The organism is Donghicola tyrosinivorans, assembly GCF_003003355.1.
GTDB classification, from domain to species: domain Bacteria; phylum Pseudomonadota; class Alphaproteobacteria; order Rhodobacterales; family Rhodobacteraceae; genus Donghicola; species Donghicola tyrosinivorans.
This window is the reverse complement of sequence record NZ_PVTQ01000008.1, coordinates 122,935-147,211: the sequence shown is the minus strand read 5'-3', so window position 1 is coordinate 147,211 and position 24,277 is coordinate 122,935. Positions and strand designations below refer to the sequence as shown.

1 protein-coding gene (cut by both window edges) is annotated in these 24,277 nt (G+C 61.3%); it reads left to right on the top strand.

This entire window lies inside a single protein-coding gene on the top strand: locus CLV74_RS12720, encoding an Ig-like domain-containing protein (protein WP_106265338.1). The 56,139-nt coding sequence extends 17,594 nt beyond the window's left edge and 14,268 nt beyond its right edge, so the window shows coding positions 17,595-41,871 (codon 5,865, partial, through codon 13,957, complete); the first complete codon in view begins at position 2. The start codon and the stop codon both lie outside this window.

Sequence of the window (24,277 nt, the reverse complement as noted above, 5' to 3'; positions counted from 1 at the left end):
GGGCGGCTATGAACTGGCCCAGATTTCCAACGCCAGCCTGTCGCTGAACCAGGCGCTGTCTTCGTCAACCGGTGTGGCCGCCGCTGCGGATGCGGCGGTGATAGATTGGGCCGATGAGACCCTGACGCGCGCGCTGACCAGCGATCCGTCGGACGACCAGCTGCTTGATTTCGCTGACGCGGTCTTTGCGGTTTCGGCCGAGGCGGAACTGAACTTGGGACCGGCCCATCTGAACGGCCTCTTCACCGTCAGCCGCAACAAGGAAGAAGAGCGTTGGGAAATCACCGCAGAGGATGCCAGCATCGGCATGTCTGTGGGCGGAATCTCTCTGGCGCTGTCCGATGTGGATGGCACCCTGCTGCTTGGCGACGATGGCACCCGCAGCGGCACCATGACCGGCGAGGCCAGCCTGAGCGGTCTGAACATCATGTCGCTGGAAGGCGATCTGTCCGCCAGCTTTGACAGCAACGGCAACCTCAGCATCGGCGGCCACGCGCTGCTGGATGTGCTGGATATGGCCCAGATCGAGGGCGACTTCATCATCCAGCGCTCGGTGCAGAACAACCGCTCGATGATGGCGATTGGCGTTGCCAACTTCAGCGCGGGCTTTGAGGTTGGCAGTGTCGGCTCTGCCGGATTGCAGAACGGTCAGGCGCTGATCCTGCTGGGTGGCGGTGCGAACGGCACCGGCGGCTATGCGATCAAGGGTCAGGCAACTGCCGTGATCGACACCCCGATCATGGACACCACCGGTCAGGTCACCATCAACGGCAACACCCTTGGCCGCGCTGTGGACCGCACCCAGACCGTGGGCGGCACCGAACTGGCGATGCTGTTCGATGAGACCCGTCAGGAAGCCGCCATCGACTTTGGCGATCTGGATGTGATCATCTCGGACGGCGATCTGCTGTATTCGGCGGTGGATGCGGTCAGCGATGGTATCGCGACCCTGAAGGCCGATATCACGCCGGAATATGACGCCTCGGGCACCAATGTGAACGACAACCCGCTGGCGGTGGAACTGCCGGTGCTTGGCACGTCGCTGTCGCAGATGGTGGGCGCGGATCGCCTGCTGAAGATCGGCGACTATGTCCAGCGCTACATCGGCAACGACGATGATTTCGGCCATCTGGCCGCGCCTGTTTACGGGGTGACCGGCCAGCCCACCATGAAGGGCCTGCTGGCCTATCTGGAAGACAGCTGGCTGCCGGAACTGGGCCTCTCGGAAGGGGCGCTGAAGGTTGTGACCACCAGCGAAGGCGTCAAGATCGCCTTTGACGACACCTTCCGTATCCAAAGCGATGTGACCCTGCGCTTTGATGAGGCGCTAGAGGATTACTACCTGTCCATCGACGGCGAAGTTCATGCCGCCATCGACGTGGTGCTGGACGTGGCCTTTGACATCGACATCAACTGGTCGGCGGGCGATTTTGACTTTAACCTCAAGCGGTTGAACTTTGACGCCACCGCGCAGGTCGATGACATTGATATCACCGCATCGCTAGGGCCGCTTGCGGTCAGCATCGGCGATGTGGAGCGTGAGACCGGATCGCTCATGCTGGCGTTGTCGGGCAAGATCGAACAGACCACCAGTGGCCTGTCGGTCGTGAAAACCCGCGATGAGTTCACGCTGGACCTGCCGGTCTACGCGGAACTTGGCAGCCTTGATCTGGCCGCAGGCAAGACCCCGCGCCTGATTGCCTCGGGCAACCCGTTTGCGGGCAATGTCAGCTGGACCACCGAGAATTTCGACGCCATCGGCGATTTCACCAACCTGTCGGTTGTTGATCTGATCCTGATGTTCCCCGACTTCCTTGAAACCTTGCAGGACATTCAGGACAGCGAGATTTTCGCCAACGGCCTGCCGTTCCTGGATGCGGGTCTGGATCAGGTTCTGGACTTTGGTCAGGGCTTCAAGACCGACGTCTATGACAAGATCGATTTCTACCGCCCGCGCGTTGATCTGCTGACTGTAGGTCAGGTCAGCCTGTCCACCGTGAACGTGGACGGCACCCAGAAAATCGCGCTGGTGAACCCCCAAGGTGGCCTGACCGAAGACTTTGTCGACGGTCTGGAAGTCACCCTTTACAGCGTGTCCGGCGGCGTCGAGACCGAGGTCGGCACCTACGCCATCGACAGCCTCTTGGATGAACGCTCGGTCATTCTGACAAACGCGTCGGGTCTGCAAGGCACCTATCGCATGGTCATGCATGAGACCCGCGAGCAGATCCAGACCCTGCAAGAGTTCATGGAGGCGGTGAACCGCTCGGGCGTGCTGCCCGCAGGTCTGCGCATCACCTTTGACCCTGTGGAACGGTCCTTCGGAATCCCGCTGGCCTTCAGCTATGATCTGACGCCGTTCGACATTCCGCTGAACTTCGAATTGGGCAGCGATGCGGTCAACCTGACCACCGACGCGCGCGGCAGCATGGCTGTGCATGTGGCTGGCACCATCGGGTTCTTTGCCGATCTGGATGGTAAGACCTATCTGGGTGAAAAGGGTAAGATCACCGAAGACACCAACCTTTTCAGCGATGATACCTTCATCTTCGACACTTCGATGGTCGGCTACACGCTGGAGCTTGGTGGCGAGAAATACGAGATCGTCGGTTATCGCGGCAGCCACGTTGTTGCACTGGATCGCACCGTGGCCGAGACCATGGACAACGTGGGCTATGTGCTGCGCGAAGGCTCGTTCACGCTGGGGATGGAAGATGTCTCGCTGACGGCGTCGGCCTCGCTGGATGTGACCGACCTTGAGATCGGCGTGCAACTGGGCATCCTGAAGGCAACCGCTGGCGGCGCGGGCACAGGCTCGGGTCTGCATCTGGGCGCCGAAGTGTCGGTCACGCTGGATCGCAACCCTGACGAAGTGGTCGCGGGCGACACCCGCTTTGCGTTCAGTGAACTCAGCGCCTCGGCGCTGAACTTTAACCTCAGCGGTGAGGCCTCGGCCAAGCTGCGCGGTCTGACCATCGATCCGGGTCTGGGATCGGATATCCCGCTGGCGCCGAATATCGAGGTCTCGCTGACCGCGATGGACCTGTTCAACCCCGGTGACTTCAAGGTCATCAACCAGAACCCGATGTATGCGGCGGATGTGGAAGAGTTGATCCGTCTGGGTCAGGTCTCCGAGAACGATATCGTCGTCATCCTGCCCGACTTGGGCGCCATGTTCGATTTCAAGGACATGGATTTCGGCGACATTATCTCGGCCACCCGCACGGGTTTGGAGATGGTGCGCGACGCGATCGAGGATCAACCGTTCTACACCGTGGTGATGCCGGTCGTTGGCCGCTCGCTGGAAGATGTGTTCCCCTTCGTGGACCAGTTCCTTGGCAAGCTGGAAGAGGCTGAAAAGAACCCCGCCGGTGCCATCGGCGAGGTCGAAAGCATCATCGAAGACGCGCTGGGGATCACCGACGACAACACCCTTGCGGTCGAGGATCAGAAGTTCGCGCTGGCCATCAATGGCGACACGCTGGACATCCACCTGAACCTAGGCGCGGTGTTCTCTGAGAACTTTGGCTTTAGCCTTGATCTGCAACAGCTTGCGGCCATCGCAGGCCCTGACGCGCTGGCCGGTTTCGATTTCGTTGACGATATCGCTGACGTGATCAACCCCGGTGCTGCGGGCAAGATCAACCTGTCGGCCTTTGTGAACTTCCGCGTGCAGGCGGGTGTGCGTCTGACCGACGACGGCCCCGAGGTCTTCCTCTACGACTACAACCCGACCCGCGTTTCGCAGAAATCGGTCGCGGCCTTCGGTGCGGTGAACTTTGCCAACCGCTCGTCCACCTTGTCGGATGCGGAAAAGCAAAAGATCCTGACCGATATCAAATCCACCATCGCCGCGCAGGGCGAGGGGGTTGTTGCCTTCTCGGCCACGGTGAACAGCTATTGGTTGGAAGAGACTGAAAACAGCGGCACCAAGCGCAACATTGACGCGGTGCATGGGGCGGGCCAACTGTCTGGTCGCCGTATGGACGCCATCGTCAGCATCGCCGATTGGCTGAGCGAGCAGACCGGCGTCAAGGTCACCCTTTACGCGGGCGCACAGGAACAGCTGGCCGATGGCGAGACGCAGACCCTGTTCACCGATGTGACCGTGGATCAGGAATATGCGGTCAGCGCCGATAAGGCGCGCGGCACCTACGCAAGCCTTGGTCTGCGTGTGGCCGGTCAGGACCTGTATCTGGGTCTGGAAGCCGGTCCCGCGAAGATCGGCGTTGTGGGCGGTACGGCTGCGATTGACGGAGACGGCATCGCCGCCACCGAAGATTACGCGACCTTCACCGTGAAGCTGGACCAGAAGTCGGGCCGCGTGGCTGATGATGGCAAGTTCTACTTCGGCCCCGAACGTCTGAGCGACAACCTCAGCTACGTTCTGGATGGCGCAATGTCGCTGAACCTGCCCATGTCGCTACAGGTCTCGGGTCTGCCTGATATCTCGCTGTCGGCGTTCAATGTCAGAACCGGCGATGCGGGTCTGCAAGGTCTGCTGGACATGGCCGCGGGCCGTCCCATCGAAGGTCAGGCCCTGATCGTCGAGGTTCCGAACGTTCAGGACATCATGGACCAGTTCCTGGGCGAGTTCTCGCTGCTGGGAATGCTGACCGATCCCAGCCGTCTGCTGGACGGTGTGGACGGTGCCCTTGGCGTGGTGCAGGACACCCTGTCCGACGAGCTGGCCCGTGACATTCCCTTCATCGGGGACAAGCTGTCGAACGTGGGCACCTTTGTGCGCGATGTGCGTGTGGGCTTCCTTGAGGATCTGCGCGCGAAACTGTCGTCCGAGGGCGGCACCGTTGGCATCATGCGCAACTCGCTTTGGGATCTGTTCGGCAGCACCGGTCTGGATATCATCCTTGATCACGACGGCAACGGCACGGTCGATATCAACGATATCAGCATCTACTGGGTGAACCGTGACGGCGAGAGCCTTGGCGATTGGGTGATGGGCGATCTGCCCCCGTCCGCCGCCGATGGTATCGAGTTCGACATGAACATGGGGATGCATCTGGCGGGCGCCAATGTAGACATCCCGCTGGACCTGAACCTGCCCGGCTTTACGCTGGATATCGATGGCGGTTTCAGCCTTGATCTGGGTTGGGCTTGGGACTTTGGCTTTGGTATTTCGACCTCGTCGGGCTTCTATCTGAAGACCAACACCGACGACACAGCCGAAATCCGTGTCGAAGCCAGCGCCCTCTTGGAAGGCCAAGGGGGGAATCCGTTCACCGCGAACGGCTCGCTGTTGTTCTTCGGCGCGACCGTGGTGGATGCGCTGCCCAACGGCGAGAAATCCGGCGTTCGCGCGGTGCTTGGCATCGACGTGAACGGGGATGAGCGTGGCCGCCTGCCGGTGACCAAGCTGTTCTCGCAATCGCCGAGCCAGACGTTCGACATTGCCTTCGGTGTGGACACCGAAGTTGATCTGGAAATGACCCTGCGGGTGATCGGCGTTGATGCAATGCCGAAACTGGCGGCCAACCTGATCGTGGATTGGGACTGGAACTACGGCGAGGCCGTGGCCAAGCCTGTGGTCGATATCGTCGATTTGCGGATCGATGTGGGCTCGCTGGTCAATGACTTCCTGCTGCCCACCGCCGAACGGATCGCGGGCGTTCTGTCGCCGTTCGAACCCTTCGTGCGCACGATGATCACCGATATCAACGGTCTGGAGTTCATCAAGTTCGCCGGCATCGAGCCGAACCCGCTTGGCCTGCTGAACGGCTTCCTCAAGCTGAAGGGCAAGCCGGAAATCCCGCGCGCCTTCTTCGATGCGGTTCTGTTCATGACCGATCTGCCGGATACCATCCGCAGCTGGGGTGATGGCGGCTGGATCATGCTGGGTGACCTGAAGGGCTTTGGCTCGGGCAATGTGACTTCGGAAGAAAGCGCGCAGACCATTGATCCGGCGCTGCTGAAGAAGATGGCCGAGGTCGAGGCGAAATCGTCCGGCTCCAGCTCTGGCAGCTTCTCTTCGGGGACGATCAACCAGAAGCGTTCCGGCTTTAAGGCGCTGGAATACCTGAAGGATCTGGACAACTGGAAGGCCCTGATGACGGGTGGCGATGCCATCCTGTTCAGCTACGAGCTGCCCCTCTTGGGTCTGGGCCTAAGCGCGCAGGTCCCGATTGCCCGCGTGCCGATTGGCCCCGTTATGGTCAAGGTGGACGGTATCGTCGACTTCAAGGCGATTGCCGATCTGGCCTTCGGCTATGACACCTACGGCATCCGCAAAGCGATCGACAGCGGCAATCCGCTGGACGCGCTGGACGGCTTCTTCATCCACGACTGGACCTTGCCGACCTTTAGCAACGGCAAGATCGTCAAAGGCACCGGCGGCGACGAGAAAGACGAATTCTACATCAGCGCCACCGTTGGCCTGAAACTGGGTGCGAACCTTGGCCCGATCTCGGGTGGTGGGTATGCGGCGATCAACTTCTACGCCGGTCTGGACCTGCAGGACATTGCGACCTCGGAACTGACTAAAGACGCCTATGGTAATGTCACCAACGTCAACTGGATCAGCGATGGCCGTATCCGTGGCAGCGAAATCGCCACGATGTACGAATACGAAGGCGGCGGCTTCAAGAACCTGTTCAACATCACGATGGGCGCGGATTTTGTCGCGGGCATCTTCGTGGAACTGGACCTGTGGCTGACCACCATCACTCTGTTCGAAGCAGAGCTGTTCCGCATCAACCTGTTCAACCTTGAATACAACGCTCCGCGCGTTCAGCCCTATCTGGCGCAGAAACAGGGTGACACCCTGTATCTGAACGTGGGTAGCCGCGCCGAACTGCGTAAGTACTTCAACACCACCGACGGCGGCGAGAACGTTGTCCTCTCGGGCAGCGGCGGTACTGTGAACGTCGAATTCGACGGCTGGTATCAGACCTATTCTGGCGTGCGCAAAGTTGTGGCCAACTTTGGCGACGGCGATGACAGCGTTGATCTGACCCGTCTGCGTGATGTGACCTTCGATATCGACGGCGGCGCGGGCAAAGACCAGATCTGGGCCCGTTACGGCGGCGGTATCCTGAAGGGCGGCGCAGACGCCGACACCATCGAGATCGGCTATTTCGAGAAGGGCGAGACCGGCACGGATTCCGACGGCAAGCCCACCTATACCGCAGGCAACTTTGTCTCGGGGTCGGGAACGAACACCGGCTGGACGGTTGAGGGCGGCGACGGAGACGACCGCATCACCACCGCGCTGGGATCGGACACCATCAAAGGCGGCGCAGGCAACGACCGGATCACTTCGGGCGGCGGCGACGACGAGCTTTGGGGCGGCACCGGCAACGACCGCCTCAGCGGCGGCGGCGGCTATGACACCTATGTTTGGGAAGACAACTACGGCGAAGACCGCTTTGCGGACACCGATGGCAACTCGGCCATCGACTTCTCGCGTGTGAGTGCAGGGATCACGACGACCATCGGCAAGCGCTCGGTCAGCGTGATCGACAAGGGCACCGGTCAGGAAATCCGCATGTCGGGTGCCACCATTGATGACATCACCCTGACGGCGGCGACCGATACGATCTACACCACCGCCTTCCCCGAGTGGGAGATCGATATCCGCGATACGGGCGGTGAGGATGACTATCACTTCCGCACTGGCCGCTCCAGCGCATCGGGCGACACCGGCACCATCAACCTGATCGAAACCGGCAGTGACTTTGACGAGATCATCGTTGAACAGGGCAGCGCGCGCGCCGCAGATGACGCGGTGCAACTGGGTCTTGGCCGTCTGGAAAATGGCCGCGAGGTCATCACCTACACCGATGGCGCGGTTGAACGTCTGACCCTGATGGGCAAGGGCGGCGCCTATGATGCCTACCACATTGAATCCTTCGGCAAGGACGTCCGCTTTGCCGCGCTGGATGGTCAGACCGTGGTCAACCTTGGCCGGACCGAGTTGCGCGCCATTGCCCGCACCATCTGGCAAGACAGCGAATTGATGGCCAGCGGTGTGATCTATGAATCCATCCGCGACATCGAGATCGACCACGAGATCACCGTTCTGAACGCGGGCATGTCCCAGTCGAAGATGATCGACATGCGCACCTACGGGGACCGCTCGGACATCATCTTGCGGGCCAATATCTCGTCTTCGGACGGGATGACCAAGAACACCCTTGGGGATGCGTGGATGCGTTTCCAGGTGGCCGATGGCAGCTTTATCAACGACACAGGCGTCAAGATCGCCGGTGCCGATGCCTATGTGATGATCAAGGCCAAGAACGGTGTGGGCTCGGTGGCAAAGCCGATCCTGACCCGTGTGGGCGAAATCACCATTGCCACTGCGAAACATGGCGTGGGCGATGTGATCATCGTCGAAGACGACGATCTGACGCTGGTCGAAGAGCGCGCGCTCTACAGCATCGAAAATCCGGGCTACGTGCTGGATCAGACCCCGTCCGACAGCCAGTGGGAAACCGATATTGATTGGGTCTTCGACACCGATGCCGGTGCCGATGAATGGCGCGATCTGCTGCAAAAGAATCGCGCCAACATCCGTGATGATGTGGCGATCGAGGTTGCCCACGGTGATCTGTCCATCGACATTCTGATCGACGACGGTCTGCTGAAACTGCAGTCGGGCTATGCCCGTGTGCTGGAGAACGACAAGAACATCACCTTCACCGTTGATGATATCGACTTTGTCAGCGGCCAGAACCGTCTGGTGGGCGCGGGTCTGCTGACCCTGCGCACGCAAAAACTGGTGTCCGATTACTTCATGGGCACCGCCGCCGAAGACCTCAGCGGCGAGGACTGGTACGAGGACGAAGGTCGTCAGTCGTCTATGCCGGGCTTCTACTTCTCGTCGCGGGATATCGCGGCGATTGCCGACGGGTTCGACCAGATCCACATCGGCCGCAGCGACTACCAGAACATGATGCGCCTTGGGGACATCAAGGTGGCTGACACAGTGAAAATGTCGGGCAACCTGCGCGATGCGACCACCCGCGTGGCCAGCTGGCGGGACGAGACGTTCCTCTACACCGACCGCATGAGCGTTCAGGGCGATGTTCAGGCCCCCGACGATATCCTGCACATCAACACCCGCCTTCTGGCGGTTGAGCCCAAGAACCTGCACGATCCCGAAGGTCTGCCGGATTCCGGTCTGTTCGCCCGCGAACTGGATATCAACGTCGGTCGTCAGGCCGTGATTTCCGGCTGGGTGAAAGCCACCGATCTGATTGCGCTGGATGTCTGGCAAGAGCCGGGCTCGGTCTTCTACGATGATGACTACATCACGCCGATCTTCAACGATCTGGCTGGCCCGCTGGGTCTGCGGATCGACACGACCGCGCTGATGACCACCTCGGCGGATGGGTCGAACATCAACATCTACTCGCAGGCGGCGATTGAAAACGCTGGCCAGATCGAGGTCAAAGGCGATGGCTCGACCATCGACATGTCGGCGGATGGCCCGCTGATCCTTGTCCAGTTCTCGCGCGTGTTCGCCGAGGGCGACAATTCCACCGTGCGCATGGTCAGCCAAGATGTGCTGTCCGTGAACTCGGGCACAGCGATGCGCGTAGGTGTCCAGAACACCCCCGTTTATCCCGATCTGACCGATCTGGTTGGCACGGGCGGCTACGGCAAGTTCAGCAGTTTTGAAGGCGGCTGGGATTTCACGCTGGATGATGCATCCGTGGCGGGTCTGGCGAACGGAGACACGGTCACCGACAGCTATACCTTCACCTCGGAAGACGGCATCCAGAAAACCGTCACCGTCAACATCGAGATGACCGCCACCGGCGCGGTGGTCGAGGTGGCCTCTGGCGTGCTGACGGACGGTCTGGGTCTTTCGGGTGTGAACGGCCAGATTTATCTGGAATCCCAAAGCTCTATGTTGCTGGGTGGTGCGATCTCGACCTCGGGCGATCTGGTGATCTCGTCGAAGGAACAGCAGTACGACGGGGCAATCTTTGCCGCGCGCAAACTGGCGGATGGCAGCGACAACCCCGACTACTACCCGCGCTACAACATCTTCAACAAATCGGCCTATTTCGCCGGTATCGCGGATGCGACCCCGAACCATTATCTGGCCCGCCGCGATGAGAATGGCGATCTATATGCCGCCGGTTACGGCCTGCTGGTCACCGGCCAGATCGTCAGCCTTGGTGACAACAAATCGCTGACCCTGCGGTCCGATCAGGAAGTCATTGTCCGCGGCATTGTCGAAGCCCGCGGCGCGGGCGGTGAGGTCACACTTCAGTCGGACGAATTCCTCTACGTTGAGGCATTCGTGACCGCGAAAGACGGCCTGAACCTTTATGGCGGTGTTGACGTGAACGGCAACGCCCTGACCACCACAAACCCGACGGCTGACAGCCGTGGCTCGTCGATCTACATCGCAGCGAATGGCACCATCCGGACCGAGAACACCGACGGCGATATCCATGTGAAGGGTGCGCAAGACGTTGATATCTTTGGCGCATTGGTCGCAGGCGGTGTCATCGGTGAAACCGGTGTGACCTTTGATCTGGATGCCAATGGCAACGGCGCGTCCGACATTCTGGTCGAGGCCGGTCAGCAAATCCGTCTGGAATCCGGCCTGCTGGCCAGCGGAGATGTGACCGTTGCGGGCGGCACGCCCGGCAGCGACGACCATTGGACCGGCGCCGAAATGACCACTGCTCCGGCAGAGAACCCGAACCTGATTTCGGTCCTGATCAATTCGTCCGGTGGTATCACCGCGTTTGGTCTGGGTGCGGACGGGCGCGGCTCGACTGTCAGCGTCACCGGCGATCAGCGGATCGAGATCATGGGCACCGTCACCTCGGGCGGGCGTCTGGTGCAGGAATTCGGGCCGCTGGACCCGAATGACATTTACGGCGAATACGTCATGCTGTCCCAGACCGTGGATTGGTCGGGCCGTGACAGCACCGTTTATCTGGAAAGCGAAGGCCGCATCTACATCGGTGGTCACACCCTGAATGAAGCGGGCGAGCAGATCGAGACCGGCGGCTACATCAATGCCAGCGAAGCGATCATCGCGCGCGGCGGGTATGATGCGGCAACCGGCTTTGGCATGTTGGTTCATGCGGCCTCGGAACTGGTGGTCGAAGGCCGCTGGGACTACGACGCCGACAACAACCGCAGCCGTGCGGCGGGCCAGACCTATTCTGACGGTCTGATCGACCTTTACGGTGTGGGCGATGTGGACATGCGCGGGACGCTGGTCTCGGGCGGTCGCAGCGACATGCAGATCGATGCGGTGGGCAAATACATTGGCCGCGATCTGGTCTACTACGACGTGGACTCGGTGATCAAAGTCCGTGCGGACCGTCAGCTGCTGATCCATACAGATCTGAGCGCGGGCAAGCAGGTGGACCTGATCGGCGGGATCGACAGCCGCGTGAAGGCCGACATTGGCGTCAGCGTTGCGGGCGGCGCAGTGGTCTTTGCCATCGCCAATCCCGGCCTTGGCTATGACAACCGTGTCAAGTTTGCTTTGACCGACGGGACCACCACGAAAGACGTGACCGCAACGCTGGATGCGGATGGCCGCATCACCGCTATGTCGGTGGACGCGACCGGTCTGGACCTGACCGGCACGCTGAGCCTGACCTCGGACGGGGACAAGTTCTATGGCCGTGGTCTGTCGTTGCTGGGGTCTGCACAAATCCTGACCCTGCGCGACAACGCAGAGATCAACCTGAACGCGCCGGGCCGCGTGGATATCCTGCCGCCGGGCGATGTGCAGGAACTGGTTCTGGCCGGTTGGGCTTACCGCGCCGATGGCAAGCTGACCCCCGCCGTGGGCGATGCTGTGGGCGACAACGATCTGACCGTCTTGGTCCAGATCGACAAGCTGCGCTACACCGTTGAGGCCGCAATCAGCCTGACCGAGGCCGAGACCGCAGCCTTCACCACCATCAGCCAGTTGACCGGCCTGCTGAACAGCAAGCTGGCGAATGCCGACTGGGTTGTTGTGCAGTCCGATGCGCCGGACACTGGCGTCACGCCGCAGCTGAACACCGTATATCGCGGCTTTGAAGCGATGCGCGCGATTGATGAGCGTGATCCCTCGGATCAGGTGGCAGACATTGCCGCCAAGCTGCGCGACGGCCACATCCGCTTTACCTCGCCCTTCGAGGTCAGCGTTGTGAAGACCTCTGACGTGGCTGCAGGTGCGACTGTGCATACTGTGATCACAGCCAGCGGCGAGGATACCACTGACGCCGCCATCGGCACCGCGATCACCGGCCATGTGAATGAAAACGCTGATCTTTTGGGCGTCGAGTTTACCGACGGCGCTTATGGCGCGAAAACCAATGGCGCGGGTGAAGTGGTCAAGGTGACCTCGTCGCAGCGCTTCTCGATGGATGCGCCGGGCGAAGGTTCGGTCATCAACATCGGTGCGCCTGTTGGCGACAACGGCAAGCTTTATATCGCGGGCAAAATCCGCGCCTATAGCTCGGTCGTGCTGAACACCGGCAATGCCGAAGCAGGCGAGGGCGTTGAACTGGCCGCCACCGGCGTTCTGGAAACGCTGGACGGTGACATCACCTTCGATCTGGCCTCGCAGGCGCTGCTTGAGGGTGACATCATCGCCCGTGGTGCGGGCCGCGATGTGGACCTGAAGGCGCTCGGGCAACTGCGGATCCAAGGTCTGATTCAGGCCGATGATGCGGTCACCCTGACCGGCGGCGTCGATGCCCGTTCCCTCTGGATCGACAATACGGCCACCGTGCGCGCGGCGCAGGCTGGCGGCTCGATCACGTTGCAAGGCCCGAACGAGGTCTTTGTGGACGGCACGGTCGAGACCTTGATGGACGATCAGACCATCACCATCGCCTCGACCCAGGGTACTGTGACCCTGAACGAGACGTCGGGCCGTATCAACGCGGCGGGTCAGCTGGATATGTCGGGTATCATCCTTGATCTTCAGGGACCGATCACCAGTACCTTCAATTCCGGCACCTCCACGCCCGAAATCCGTCTGGACGCGGTAGATAGCATCCTGTTCGGCACCGATCTGATCGGTCACAGCGATGCCAAGGTGCTGATCTCCTACGGCGCGACCATGACCATGGTCGATGCCAGCATGGATGTGGGCAACGTGACCATTAACGGCGGCCATCTGGTGATGGGTGCCGTGGTGGATAGCGTCCGCCGTGGTGCCACCATGATGGCGGCCCATAGCGTCGAGATCGGCCTCTGGGGCGATCTGACCATTGATGCGGCGGCGCGGATTGTGACCTCGGACGCGGGTTCGACGATCAACATCGACGTGACCGCGCTGGACACCATCGGCACTATCTACGCCGGTGCGACGGCCGACAGTGGCGTGCTAACCGCCACAGGTGACGGCGCAGAGGTTGTGATCACAGTGGCTGACCAGCTGTCCATGGGCACCCGTCAGGCTGCGGGCGTTGCTTATGGTGGCAACATCCGCGCCACCGGCGATATCACCCTGAACGGTGGTTCGGGCTATGGCGATACGGCCTATCCGGGCACCGGTCTGTGGGTGGATGCACGCTCGACCGTTGAAAGCATGAACGTGGCGGGCGATGGCTCGGGCACGGTCACGCTGAACACCCAGCGCAACATGATGCTGAACGGCTATGTTCTGGCGAAAGGCGCGGGCGGTGTCGTGGACATCAACGCGGGCAAAGAGGCCAACATCAGCGGTGTGATCACCGGTCATACCTCTGTTGATATCAGCGGCGGCCAGACGGATTCCTTCGGCTTCTCGGTCCAGAGTTCGGAACTGATCTACCGCATGAACCGCGAGGTTCTGGATGCAAGCGGCGCGCAGGTCATCGCGGCGAACACCTATTTCGTTGACGAAGACGGCTATCTGATGGCCAGCGATCTGCTGGCGATTGCCGACAGCGCGGGCGATCTGATCCAAGAGACCACCGATGCCAACGGGCAGGTTCAGGCGGCTGTTGCGGCAACGGGGGCGACCTCGGTCAGCACCACGGTCACCGGCACGCCGATCCGCATCACCGGCGCGGTGATCGATACCGGCGAAGGCGGCAGCATCCGGATCGAAGGTACCGGCATTCTGGATCTGAACGGCAACATCGGTCAGTTGGCCGTTGGCGGCGTGGCGAACCCCGCCACGGTCGAGATTGAAAGCCTTGGTACCGCGCAGATGATGATCCGCGCGGATGTCTACGCCCGGACTCTGATCGATATTTCCGGTCAGGATCTGAACCTGATTGAAGGCGCGCTTGTACGGGCCACCGACAGCAGTGCGCGCGTCAACATGATTGCCGATGGCAACATTCTGATCCAGTCGCAGCAGCTTTCGACCAGCGCGCTGACCAACGCCAAAATCTCGTCTGAAGGCAGCGTCCACGTGCGCGGCAGCACGGTCTATGTGGCGGGCGATATCTATGCCGCCAATACCGCTTGGGTGAACGCGGCGCGGGATGTGTCGGTCTATGGTTCGATCAAGAGCGGCGACGGCAACACCAGCGGCAAGGTCCATGTGCGGGCCGGTCTGGCGGCAACTGTGCTGGACGGCACGGCAGCAAGTGCGAACGTCTTGGCTTCCAGCTTGCGGACGGGTTCGATCTATGTGCTTGGCGCGGCGAACATCCAGTCCGACGGCACGGTCAACCTTGATGCGGGCACCGATGTGTTCGTGGATGCGGCGGCCTCTAGCAGTGCGGGGGTGCGCAAGGTTCTGACGCCGACCTTCAGCACCGAGACCGTGACCGTGCAGGAAATCACCGGCTATAACCAAGTGGTTGCGGGCGTGGTCGATGTGCCTGTGGTGAAGTGGGTGGAGACCACCGTCACCGAGCAGGTCGGTCTGGAATCGGTCAAGGTGGGCTACGAGTTCACCACGATGGACGTCACCCTGACGCAGCTGGGGTACTACAACGGCACGACCCACCGCGAATACTTCATCGAAGGTGTGGACTATCTGAACCGCGCAGTTGAATCGGATTCGACTGACAACATCGTGAGCAACTACGCGGGCATTCCGGTAATCGATTGGGCGGCCTACGGCGTTTCGGTGCCCGAACAGGACGTTCTGGTTAAATCTGGCGTCTACAAGGAATACCGCCAAAAGACCTTCGGCCAGTTGAACGACGCGCAGCGCGAGGCTGTGATGCGGACCCTTGGCTACAAGCCGGTCTACAAGTTCGATGCCAGCAACCTGCAAATCCACCGTGTGATCAACGGCAACACCACCGTCAACGTCTGGCGTCCCGAATGGACCCGTCCGCTGGCGCAGAACGAAACCCGTCTGACCCACCGTGTGAACCTGCCGGTCGATGGCATCGACGATGTCTGGATCGAATTGCCTGTGGGCGCCGAAGAAGAACTGGCGCGGGTTGTGACCACCAATGCCCGCATTTTCCAAGAACAGGTCGGGACCTACACCGACACCGCGGACGCCTACTACAACAAGATCAAGTCGGATTGGGAATCGGCATATCGCTCGGCCTATGACAGTCTGGCCGACCCGAACGAGGGCAACTGGAAATCGATCAACACCGTCGACTATGACGGCTTGGATCAGGTGTGGGAGGTCGTCTTTGACGGTGGCCAAAACACCAACCGTGTGGGCGGGGAAACAGCCGCAGGCAACACCGCCTACCGGACCTTTACCCTGACCGACGGCACCTCTGCGCAGCGTTACCACATCCCCGGTTGGGCCGAGCAGACCAGCCCGATGACCTCGGGCCAGATCAACGCGCTGACCGAAGGCAACGTGGGTCTGGACTATCTGGGCCGCCGCGTTGTGGCACCGGATGGCTTCCTGAAGTCCGGCAACCTGACCTCTGCGCTGCAGATGCTGGGTCGTGCGAACCAGAGCGACGTGCGCAATGTCGGCATCGACTACAACTGGGTGCGGAAACAATACAACCTGTCCAGCTTCAAAGCCTCGCACACTTGGGCGGCGAACCATTATACGCTGGCGAACGCCACGAACTACACTCAGGCCCGCGCGATTGATGACGTTGTGAACAACGGTCAAAGCTACTGGATGGGGATGATCAACGGTGAAGACAACCGTGTTTACTACGATGTGAAGTACAACCAAAGCCAGAGCGGCGCGCTCAACATGTCGTTCTGGGCAAAGGGTTGGTACAACTTTAGCGGCTATCGCAACTACTTCACGCGTTGGAACAGTGGCGAGCCGAACGAGGCAGGCTATGTCGAGCATCCTGTTCAGGGCTACACCCAAGGTGGCCTTGACCGTTGGAACGACCTGCCGCCATGGTCGAGCCTCTATTTCGTCTATGAGACCGGCAACTACTGGAACGGCACCACCGTCACCGAGGACTTTACCGACTATACCGCCCGTTGGACGTCGACGTCGACGAACGTGTACGATACCCGTGGGCTGTTGCAGATGCAGTGGGTCTCGAACGACCAGCCGGTTTACCAGAACCGTCCCAAGTACCGCACCTACGACATGCAGACCAAAGTGGTCGAGACTGCCAAGCAGACCATCTACCGCGATGAGGCCCAGTACACGCCGGTCACCAAAGACATTACCGTTCGCGTGATGTCCGAAGGCGCGGGCGCGTTCGCGACCTATGATGAGGCGATCATCAATGCCGGTACGCTAAGCATCAACTCGGGCCGTGACGCTATTGTCTCGGGTCTGCTGGAAACAACGGGCGATATGACCGTGACCTCGGCACGCGACTGGTCGCTGGCCTCGACCCGCACGCAGCTGGTCGACGGGCAGACTCTGCCCGAAGCCACGTCCGAGCTGAAGGTCGGCAACAAGCTGACCATCAACGCGGCGCGGACAAGCCTGTTCGATGAGGCCTCGCTGATCACAGCGACGGGTAACGTCACCATCACCACCGGCGCGGACTTCACCCATAAGGGCGAGTTGACCACCGACGCCAACATCACCATCAACGCAGGCGATCAGCTGACCGAGCGCGGCAAGCTGCACGCGGTCAACGTAACCCTGAATGCCGGTACCGACGGCACCGGCAGCGTGCTGACAACTGTGACGGCGGATATCCGTGCGACTTCGGGCAGCACCTTGGGTGATCTGACTGTCACCGCCGGTAGCACCGCAGGTAACATCACCTTCAACGATAGCGGCATCTTCGTGAACCGCACCATGTCGCTGACCGCTGCGTCGGGTGGGCTGTTCTCTTACGGCACCAACGTACAAGTGCGCGCGCAGGATGTAGTGCTGCGTGCAGCAAGCCATATCCGTGGCGATGTGACCGGCACGGCGGGCGCGTTCAAGATGCACGCGGATACGCTGGATGCAGTGGTTACGGGCGGCGGCGAGATCTGGCTGGATAACGTCGCGATGACGGAATACACGGCGCCGGTTGCTCCCAGCACGACGCCCACGATCACCGTTCTTGATGCGGATCTCCAGATCATCCAGGCGGTCACGGCAGCGGGCAACATCCGCCTGAACGCCGATGGCAACGTCACCGCCGATCTGGTGCAGGCAGGTAGCCTGACGGGCACCTTGCATAATGTCTCGATCAGCACGCCTCTGGGCCTTGGCGGGGTCCGCGATGCGGGCGAGGCCAAGCGCATGATCACCTTGGACAAGGTCTATGGTGCCCATGTGACCCTGAACGCGGGCACCTCGGTGGATCAGGCGGCGGGCAGCATCCTGCAAGCCGATCTGCTGACCATGACCGTGAACGAGGCCGTGACCCTGACCGGTCTGGACATCGACGCACTGGATGCAGTGGCGAAACGGGCAGGCGATATCACCCTGACCACCACCGGCACCGGCGATTTGCAGGTCCAGCGTCTGGTCAGCAAAGACGGTCTGATCACCCTGAATAGCGCCCGCAACCTTGTGCTGGCCACCCGCGCAGAAGCGGCGGGCGAGATCACCAGCGGTATCGTTGCAGGTCGCAGCGTGGATCGCACCATGCCGTCAAGTGGCGTGTTGTCCGATCTGGACACCGATGGTTCGGGCAAGGTCGAACTGGACGAGCTGCCGTTGGATGTGCGTCTGGTCACTGATGGCCATGTGCGCTCGCTTGGTGCAGGTCCGCAGATCAGCGTGGACACCGATCAGGGCGGCGCGGTTGAAATCATCGCGGCCACCGGCATTGATGCGGTTCTGGACATTGCCGAACTGCGCGAGGCACGGACTGACAGCGGTGATCTGACCCTGAAAATCGCGGCGAACTCGGATGTGGATGCGATCCTGCTGACAAACATCCGCGCCGACGATGGCAGCATCACGATTGAATCCGCCGAAGCGGCCGAGATCGTCAGCCTGTCGGCCGCGCAAACCGGCGATGTGTCGATCACCACGCTGACTGGCGATCTGGTGTTCCGTGCAACTGCCGACAGCGGCGTCTACAAGGTGCGCGATACGGCTGGCGCCGTGCAGGCGTCCGGCTACACCCGGAATCTGACCTTCAACGCGGGCAACACGCTGGATATCGGCGCGGGGATCTGGCTGGATGCCGAGAATGTCGTGCGCTTTGAAAGCGGCGCGGATTTCCAGATCCCGACCACGCAGGCCTATAACGCCCATACACTTCAGGTGTTCTCGACCCAGAACATTCTGGCGACCAACCGTGTCAGCGTCGGCACCGACGCGCAGGACACCACGATCGAGATCGGCTCGGGCGCGAACATCACCCTCTCGGCTCCGCTCAGCACCCGCACGGGTGGCGCGGTAGACCAGATCATCCTGAACGCCACCGGCGACGTGGCCCGCCAGATTCAGGCCAAGTCCGAAGTGGGCGGCCTGCGCGTGGTCACTGGCGCTTCGGGCGCCGAGTATCTGGAAGGCACGCTGCCCACGGGTGATGCGGCTCTTGGGATCTATGAGCCTTCGGGCAAATACTTCACCGATCGCGTGACCGTTGGCGGCACCACCTACTACATCTATGACGCTGCCTTCTTCACGCTGGACAGCTACCCCGCAGGCATGACGGCTGCAGAGAAAGCGGTCTATGACTTCACCTATTCGGTGGACACCACCATGTCGGGCCCGATCCTGTCCTCGACCGAGGATGGGCTGAACGCGACCCTCTACAAAATCACTGTCGATGGAACGACCGGCGCATTGGGTCTTGGGGACCAGATCGTTCTGGCGTCCAGCGAAGCAAATGTGCCGAACGCCAAGTCGGTACAGCTGCGCGATCGCGCCACCAAAGAGATCACCCCGCTGGTCACCGCCGAACGGGCTACGATGACCCTGTCGGATCTGACCTCGAACGGGACTGTCGCGCTGCAACTGCGCAATATCGCAGGCGGCTGGACCTCGGTTTCGGCTGCGGTGACCACCTCGGATCTATCGGCACTGGCGACGGCCATTGGTGCGGAATCCGCGACCACGGGGATCACGGCCTCGATTGTTGATGGCGACATCGTGCTAGGCCGCGCGGATAACAAGGCGATCGAGATCAAGGGCTTTACACATACGCCCGCCGAGACCTTTGCCGCAGGCACCACCCAGTCGGCCGCCGATCTGGTGACGGGCAAGATGACCGTTGCCGGCAGCCATCTGGACAGCGCCACCCTTACCAGCGCCGAGCAGACATTTGCCGCCACTGCGGTCACGCCCAAGCTGGTGGATCAATACGCCAGCAAGGTCACCCTGTATCAGGCGCAGACCCCCTATAACCTGATCACCATCAACGCCCTTAGCCCCGAAGGCACCACCACGGGCGATGTGGAACTGGTGGCCGGTCAGGACATCAATCTGGACCGCGTGACCATCAACGCCACCGGCACCGTGGACATCACCACGACCTCTGGCGCGCAGGTGGGTTACATCCTGACGCTGGAAGATGCCTCGGGCCGTGTTTACGCCCATAAGGTTCTGGGTGCAGGCGAGGTTACAGGCTCGCTGACCTTCGATCCCGCCACCATTGTGGCCGGAACCCACAGCGTGCGCACCGTTCTGCGCGATCTGGACGGGAACATCTCGTACTCGGGCGGCTATGTGGACGTCACTGGCAACAGCGGCCTTTCCGCGACGCAGACAGCCGCGACCCCGACGATTACCGCACCGGGCACCGTCACCGATGCACAGCCGGTTATTTCGGGCACTGGTGCCACCGCGTGGACGCTGGTCGAGCTGTACAACAGCGCCAACACCCTGCTGACCACGGTGCGTGCTGATCAGAATGGCGACTGGACCGTAACCTTGCCCGTGATGGCAGACGGAGCCCAGTCGATCTACGCCAAGAACCTGACCGACACGGGCCTGCGCAGCGCGGCCTCGACCACGGTTGCGTTCACCATTGACACCATGCCGCCGGTCCCGCCGGTGGTCAGCGGGGCAACCAGCTCTGCGATCACAGGCACCTCGGCGGCTGTCGGGGCGGTGATCACCCTGTACAACGCCGAGGATCTGACGGTGGCTCTGGGCACCGCCACTGTCGCCAGCGACAATACGTGGAGCGTTGCTTTCGACGCGGATGCTCTGCTGACCGCTGGCAAGCTGGTGAACGGCGCGAACGCTCTGGTCGCCCGCGCGACCGATGCCAATGGCAACACCTCTGGTGTGTCGGGCATCTACAGCCTGATCGCGGGTGCGGTCGGCGCGCCGACCCTGTCGCTGGACACCCCCGCCGATACCGGCGTGACTATTCAGAACCTGCATGAAGGCTATCTGCTGACCGGCAAGGTCACGGCAGGCAGCGTTGTGACCATCACCGGCAGCCAGACCACGACCACCAACACCGCTCATTCGGCATGGGTGGAAAATGGCAACTGGTACTACGTGCTGCAAAGCTCGGACCTGACCGGTTTTGCTGACGGCGACTTTACCCTGACCGTCACCGCCCGTGACCCTCTTGGTGGCAGCGGCGCCGCTGCGGCGACCCAGACCATTGATCTGTCCCTGAACCGCACCGCGCCCGAGATCGTTCTGAGCGGGGTCTTCAAGGTGGTCAGCGGCACCGCGACCAACCTGAACGGCACTGTGACCGCCGACGACGTGGCGGCGGGTGATATCGTCCTGCGGGGTACTGCGACCGCAGGTTCGACCATCGATATCCTGCTGCCCAACGGCGATCTGCTGGCGCAAAACGTGGCGCTGGATGGCACCAACTGGGAACACACCCTGTCGCCGGGTAACTTCGAGGCTATCGGCAACGGCCTGACCAATCTGCGCTATCGCGCCACCGTGTCGGGCAACGAAAAGGTTCTGACTGCGGGTATCACCATGCAGGTTGTCCAGCCTGCGTCGCCCTCGCTGTTGCGGGTGAACGATGACACTGGCGCGGGTGACTTTACCACTCAGGACGATGATGGTCTGACGCTCTTCGGCTCGTCCGAGCCGGGCAGCACTGTCACGCTGGCCTACCGTATGGTGGGTACAGATGGTGACGGCACTGCAATCACCGACGTTGTGATCACCAACCCTGTCACCGGTGCATGGACCGCGACCCTGCCGCAGATCACGGTTGATGGCAGCCACGACGGTGCAATCGAGCTGCTGATGAAGGCCACCAAAGACGGCATCGATTCAGTTCAGTCGATTGCCAATATCACCATCGACACCACGGCCCCTGCGGCGCCCGAGATCAGCGTCACCGGCGAAACCTCGGCCCGTCCGGTGTTCTATGGCTATGCCGAAGCAGACAGCTTCATGGCGATCTATGACGCTTCGGATGACAGCATTCTTGCCACGGTTCAGGTGGACAACGACGGCACATGGCTGTGGACCCCTGATGAGGCTTGGGCCCCCAGCGTGGCCCGCACTGTCTACATGACGGTGCGCGATCAGGCGGGCAACGTCTCGGCGGCCTCGAGCGACGTGACGGTGACACCGGCTGCGAATGCGGTCTCGATGACACTGAAGCCGATCACCGGCGACGATGTGATTTCAACCGTCGACGCGCAGGGCGCGATCACGGTCATGGGTACCACCAGCGGCCGGACGATCTACATCGGCGTCGAAGGCATGGCCTCGGCTGTGGAAGAAGTTCTGGGTCAGGGCCTGTCGGGCTTTACCATTGATAATGCGGCTGACGTCAAAGGCTTTGCCGACGGCGCGACTGTGACCATCGCTGCTCCGGCTGGCGGCGTTGCCGCGACCGGTACGGCGGTTGTAGAAAACGGCGTTCTGACCGGCATCACGCTGGTGACTGCGGGTTCGGGCTACATGGCCGCGCCCACATTCACGGTCTCTGCGAACGGCGTGACCCCCACGGCTACAGCAACTGTCAGCGGCGGTGCGGTTGATGCACTGACCCTGACCGAAGCAGGCAGCGGTTATCTGACTGGCGTGACCCCTGCGGTTACCATCTCTGTCCCTGATGGGGTGGATGCCGCTGCAACTGCGGTATGGAATACCGACGCTGTTGTGACGGCCGCATGGAACGGCCCGAAAACTGGTGTGAACTTCACAATTGGCACCGCAGGTACCGGCTATTCGACTGGCACGACAGTGACAGTCAGCGATGGCACGACCTCTGAAACCGCAACTGCCACTGTCGTGAATGGTGCGATCACCAGTGTCACTCTGGACAACGTCGGCGCATTGGACACCACCAAAACGCTGAGCGTCACTGCCATCACTGACGCAACCCGCGGCGCGGTGGGCTTTGGTATCACCACTGCTGGCTCGGGCTATAGCAGTGCTGTGGCGGTCAAGATTGCTGACCAGACCGGAAATGAAGTTACCTTGTCGTCGTCCAATATCACGCTTTCGGACGGCACATTCACTGGTCTTTCGACGGCGGGCCTTGACCTGAGCACGCTGGTCACCACCGAAAACCTGATTGTCACCATCACCGAAGCCGCTGTCCAAGCCACGGCAACCGCCACCCGTGATGGCGCAGGGATCAGCATCGCCTTGGACAATGCCGGTGCCCGTTATGCGACTGCACCGACGGTCACCATCGCCGCGCCCGAAAAGGTTGATGCGCAGGTCACCGGCATCCTGTCGACCGAGCCGCAAGACTACTCGGTCACCTTGACCGACGCGATGCGTGCGGCCTTTGGTCGGGTCGAGACGATCACCGTCACCTCGGGCGGTTCGGGCTATAGCCTGAATGAAACCGTGCGTCTGAACCTGAATGGCGCAGATGGCACCACCAAGCTGAATCTTGGCGTAAATGGCGGCGTGACTGCGGTCATCTCGGAAACCGCGGATGTGGCTGCGATCCAGACCATCCTGAACGATGCTCTGGCCGATAGCTATGTGGTGGCGCAGGCCGACGTGAACGCACGCTTCCGCGCATCGTGGTCGGGTTCGGATATCGTCTTTACCTCGGCCAATGGCGGCGCGGGCTATACCAGTGTGCCTACGGTTACGGTCTCTGATGGCACCAATTCAGCCACCGCCACAGCGGTTCTGACGAATGGCGAGGTGACAGGGATCACCTTGGCCGCAGGTCATGGCCTGACCCAAGATGCGGCTCTGTCGGTTGAAATCACAGAAGCGCCCACGACAACGGCAGCCAAAATCTTCGACATCACCTACATCGGCGATCTGGGTCGTCAGAACGTTGCCGATATGACCCTGTCGGTCGCTGGCAGCGCCAGTCTGAGCGTCGTCCGTGAGGGTGACCAGACCCCGACCGTGACCCTGAGTGCGCCCGATGATACCACGAACGGTCGTCAGGCCACCGCGACTGCGGTCATCAATGATGATGGCGAGATCACCGGCTTTACCATCACCGATGCCGGTGCGGGCTATACCTCTGCACCGACCGTGACGGTCACTGGCGGCAACCCGACCTCGCTTGCCCCTGTTGTGGCCGAGGCCGCCTTGGCGTCGGAAACCGTTGTTACCGTCAGCGAAGCCACGGGCACCAACGAGCAGCAGACCATCAATGTGACCGGCGTCACCGAAGGCACCTATACGGTTGCCTTGCAGGTGGACGGCACGATGTACCGCTCGAACCCGCTGAACTACAACGACAGCGCAGCGGACATGCGCACCGTGCTGCTGGCGATGAACGTGCCCGGCGCGGATTACGGCGTGACGCTCACGGGCAGCGAATATGTGGTCACCTTCAAGGGCAGCCTTGCAGGCCGTAACCTTGAGAACATGACCCTTGACGCTACCAACCTTGTGGGCGCCAACGCGGTTGTGAAAGAGACGACCGCAGGTTCGGCTGTGTCGACATCGCTGACCAACGAAATCCAGTTGCTGGATATGCGCGGCGTGACTGGCGGCAGCTTTACCCTGACCTTCCCCGATGATCTGAGCAGCAGCAACCTGACCACGGCTTCGATCACTTGGGACACCAGCGCGTCCCGTGCCGATCAAGCCACTGCGATCCAGACCGCTCTGAACGCGCTGAACGTCGGCGGAAACAGCACCGATGACTTTACCGTGGCAGAAGGCGCGTCGGCCGGC